We start from the raw sequence: 3,161 nt of genomic DNA on the forward strand, positions 1-3,161 counted from the left end.
GCCTTCATCCCAGGTGGGCAGATTCATCGCCCGGACCCGTTCGAACAGGTTTTCCACGTTGAACGACGCCAGTCGCACCGGCCACCCCCACAGCACCGTCGTGTTGGCTCTGCTGCACAGCGTGGCAATCTGAGGGGCTACTGTCGACCCACCGGCAGGTGAATCTTTCGTGATCTTGATGGTTCACGCGTGGCCGTGCTTGTAGTAGTTCTCTTGATCTTGCATCGATCAAGATCATAGTATGGATGGGTAAGGCTAAAGTGGTACTGATATGACTCGGAATTGATCTTCGGAAGGGATCGGGCCTCCGGCCTGGGCCTATGCTCCCGCGATAGGACTCGAACCTATAACCTGCCGGTTAACAGCCGGCTGCTCTGCCAATTGAGCTACGCGGGATCGGGTGCCGTGCACCTGCCATGCACCTGACGTCGTCAGCCTACCTGAGGTTCGGGCGGTCTTGGACGTGGGGTAGGAATCAACCCGACGACACAACGTCAAGCGGCCGGCGGCCATCCGCCTGCACGTCCCTCGGTCTCCTGGGAGGCAACATGCGTATCAGGCCCAGCGTCATCCTGGCCCTCGGTCTCGGATACGTCCTCGGCGCCCGGGCCGGCCGGGAGCACTACGACGCCATCATGCGGCAGGTCCGTGACCTCCAGGAGCGCCCGGAGGTCCAGAGCGCGGCGGGACTCGTCTCCGCGCAGGCGGCCACCTTCTACCAGAAGGCCCGGGACCTGCTTGGCGCCCACGCCGGGCAGTCCGCGACCAGGCTGTTTACTCCCCTCGGCTCGCACAGCTCCAACGGTGTCGGATCCAACGGCGTCGGCTCGGTCGGTGCCCGCTGATCGGGGCACCCTCGCGCCGGAGACCCCGGAGGCCACCGATGAGCGGTCCCGGCGGGACATGCCGATGAGGCAGGCGAGGCTGAACGGGCCGGGACGACCGCACGCCTCCGGTCATCCCGAGACTCCGGACGGCGCACCGTCCGCCCTCGCCGGTCTTGTGGACCTGTTGGGCCGGCGTTTCGCCCTCGCCGTCTACTGGAACCTGCGCGGGACGGCCCTGCCGTTCCGCGCGCTTGTGGCGTGGCTCGAGGCGCCGCAGGCCCAGGTGACCCAACGCCTGCGGGAGCTGCGCGAGGCCGGCCTCGTCGAGGTGGACGAGGCCGGCGAGTACCGGCTGACCGCGCACGGCCGTCGCCTGCAGGGAGTGCTGGAACCGCTGGCGGCCTGGGCGGACGAGTGGTCCGGGCTGAGCCCGCGCCAGCGCACGCCCCGAGGATCAGCTACCCAGGGTCACGGTGAGCCCTAAGTCCGGTGGACTCCCGCTTGATGGCAACATCCTGACACCGCGGGATGGTCACTCTCGAGAGGCATTTCGTGACAGCAAGATCACAGCTTGTCTTGAGCTCGTTTTAAGGATCTCTTAGGCCCGGCGGGGTGTGCTGGTCCTTGTTGACCGCCCGGCCGCCCGGGTGGCTGGCGAACTGGAGCAGCCTCACCCACCAGAGGTAACCCCGGCTTCTGGTGGGTCTCCCCAGCCCGGGTCGCGGCCCGTCCCAGCCGCGACCCGGGCTCAGCCCTGCCCGCCGCGCGAAGCCGCCACGGACCGGCGTGCGCGCGAGGCCGTCGTGGACCGGCGTGAGGTCAGCCGCCGGTGAGCCGTTCCCGCGCTTCGGCGAGCCGCCGCAGGGTGGTCTCCCGGCCGAGCACCTCCAGCGACTCGAACAGGGGCAGTCCCACGCTCCGCCCGGTCACGGCGACCCGCACCGGTGCCTGCGCCTTGCCGAGCTTGAGACCGTGCCGCTCGCCGACCTCGGTAAGTCCGGCCTTCAGCGTCTCGGCTTCCCATTCGATCTTGTCGTAGAGGTCGTGGACGTCGGCGAGCAGTTCCGCCGCCGGCCCCTTCATCGCCTTGGCCCAGGCCGCGTCGTCGATTGGTACCTCCGGCAGGAAGAGGAAGTCGACCATCGGCACGATCTCCGACAGCACGGAGACCCTGCTCTGCGCCAGGGGGGCGAGGGCGGCGAACGCGTCCGCGCCGAACGCGGCCGGCTCCCACGGCGCGGCCGGTGCCGAGAGCCAGGGCCGGACCGCCTCGATGAACTCCTCGACGCTCAGCCGCCGGATGTACTCACCGTTGAACGCCTTGAGCTTCTTCTCGTCGAAGAACGCCGGCGACGGCTTCACGTCGGCAAGGTCGAAGGTGGACTCGATCGTCTCCCAGGGCACGATCTCGTCCTCGCCGGGCGGGGCCCAACCGAGCAGCATCAGGTAGTTCTTCATGGCGGCGGGCAGGTATCCCTCGTCCCGGTAGGACTCGAGCGCCACCTTGTCGCGCCGCTTCGACAGCTTCTGGCGTTTCTCGTTGACGATCACCGGGACGTGCGCCCACACCGGCGGCGCACCCGCGCCGAGCGATGCCCAGAGCAGCTGCTGCTTCGGGGTGTTCGACAGGTGTTCCTCACCCCGGATGACGTGGGTGATCCCCATCTCCAGGTCGTCGACGACGTTGGCGAGCAGGAACACCGCCGACCCGTCGGCCCGCGCGACCACGAAGTCCTCGATGGTGTCGTTCGGGAACTCCGGCGTGCCGCGGATGAGGTCCTCGACGATCGTCACGCCGTCGTCCGGCGTGCGAAAGCGCAGCGCCCGGCCGGGACCCGGGGTGAGCCCGCGGTCCCGGCAGAATCCGTCGTAGCCGCGCTGCGCGTTGCCGGTACGTTCCGCCAAGGCCTCGCGCGTGCAGTCGCAGTAGTAGGCGAGACCTTCGGAGTGCAGCCGCTCGGCCGCGGCCCGGTGCCGGTCGGCGCGCGACGACTGCAGCACCGGACCCTCGTACCCGCCGGGGCTGATGCCGAGCCAGTCCAGCGCGCTGATGATGCCGTCGGTCCACTCCGGCCGGTTGCGGGACGCGTCGGTGTCCTCGATGCGCAGCACGAAGTCGCCGCCGGCGCGCCGCGCGACCAGCCAGTTGAACAGCGCCGACCGCGCCCCACCCACATGGAAGATGCCGGTGGGAGATGGCGCGAATCGAACCCGTACCCGCCCAGATCCCATGCCGCGCAGCGTACAGCGGATCTCGACGGGCGAACCGGGCGTGGGCCGATGGTGACCGGCCGCGGAATCGGTCTCCCGGGCGGCCGGCCACGCCCCCGTTCA

General features: G+C 69.1%; 3 protein-coding genes and 1 tRNA gene. 2 read left to right on the forward strand and 2 right to left on the reverse strand.

What is annotated here, in order from left to right; genetic code table 11:
- Positions 1 to 323: 323 nt before the first annotated feature.
- A tRNA-Asn gene (locus AC08OU_RS23925) sits at positions 324 to 396 on the reverse strand.
- Between the two features lie 152 nt (positions 397 to 548).
- On the opposite strand from AC08OU_RS23925, the gene AC08OU_RS23930 reads away from it, so the two are divergent.
- Positions 549 to 845, forward strand: coding sequence for a hypothetical protein (locus AC08OU_RS23930; protein ID WP_476594660.1), 297 nt, complete (start codon positions 549 to 551; stop codon positions 843 to 845).
- On the forward strand, positions 835 to 1,311 hold the full coding sequence (locus tag AC08OU_RS23935; protein ID WP_476602322.1) for a winged helix-turn-helix transcriptional regulator: 477 nt from the start codon (positions 835 to 837) through the stop codon (positions 1,309 to 1,311). The genes AC08OU_RS23930 and AC08OU_RS23935 overlap by 11 nt, the downstream gene beginning before the upstream one ends.
- A gap of 335 nt (positions 1,312 to 1,646) precedes the next feature.
- Here AC08OU_RS23935 and gltX read toward each other — a convergent pair whose 3' ends face one another.
- Positions 1,647 to 3,059 carry a glutamate--tRNA ligase gene (gene gltX / locus AC08OU_RS23940; protein ID WP_476602323.1) on the reverse strand — a complete coding sequence of 471 codons (1,413 nt, stop codon included), beginning with the start codon at positions 3,057 to 3,059 and terminating at the stop codon, positions 1,647 to 1,649.
- Positions 3,060 to 3,161: the final 102 nt, after the last annotated feature.

It is taken from the genome of Frankia sp. CcMO1 (assembly GCF_977945845.1).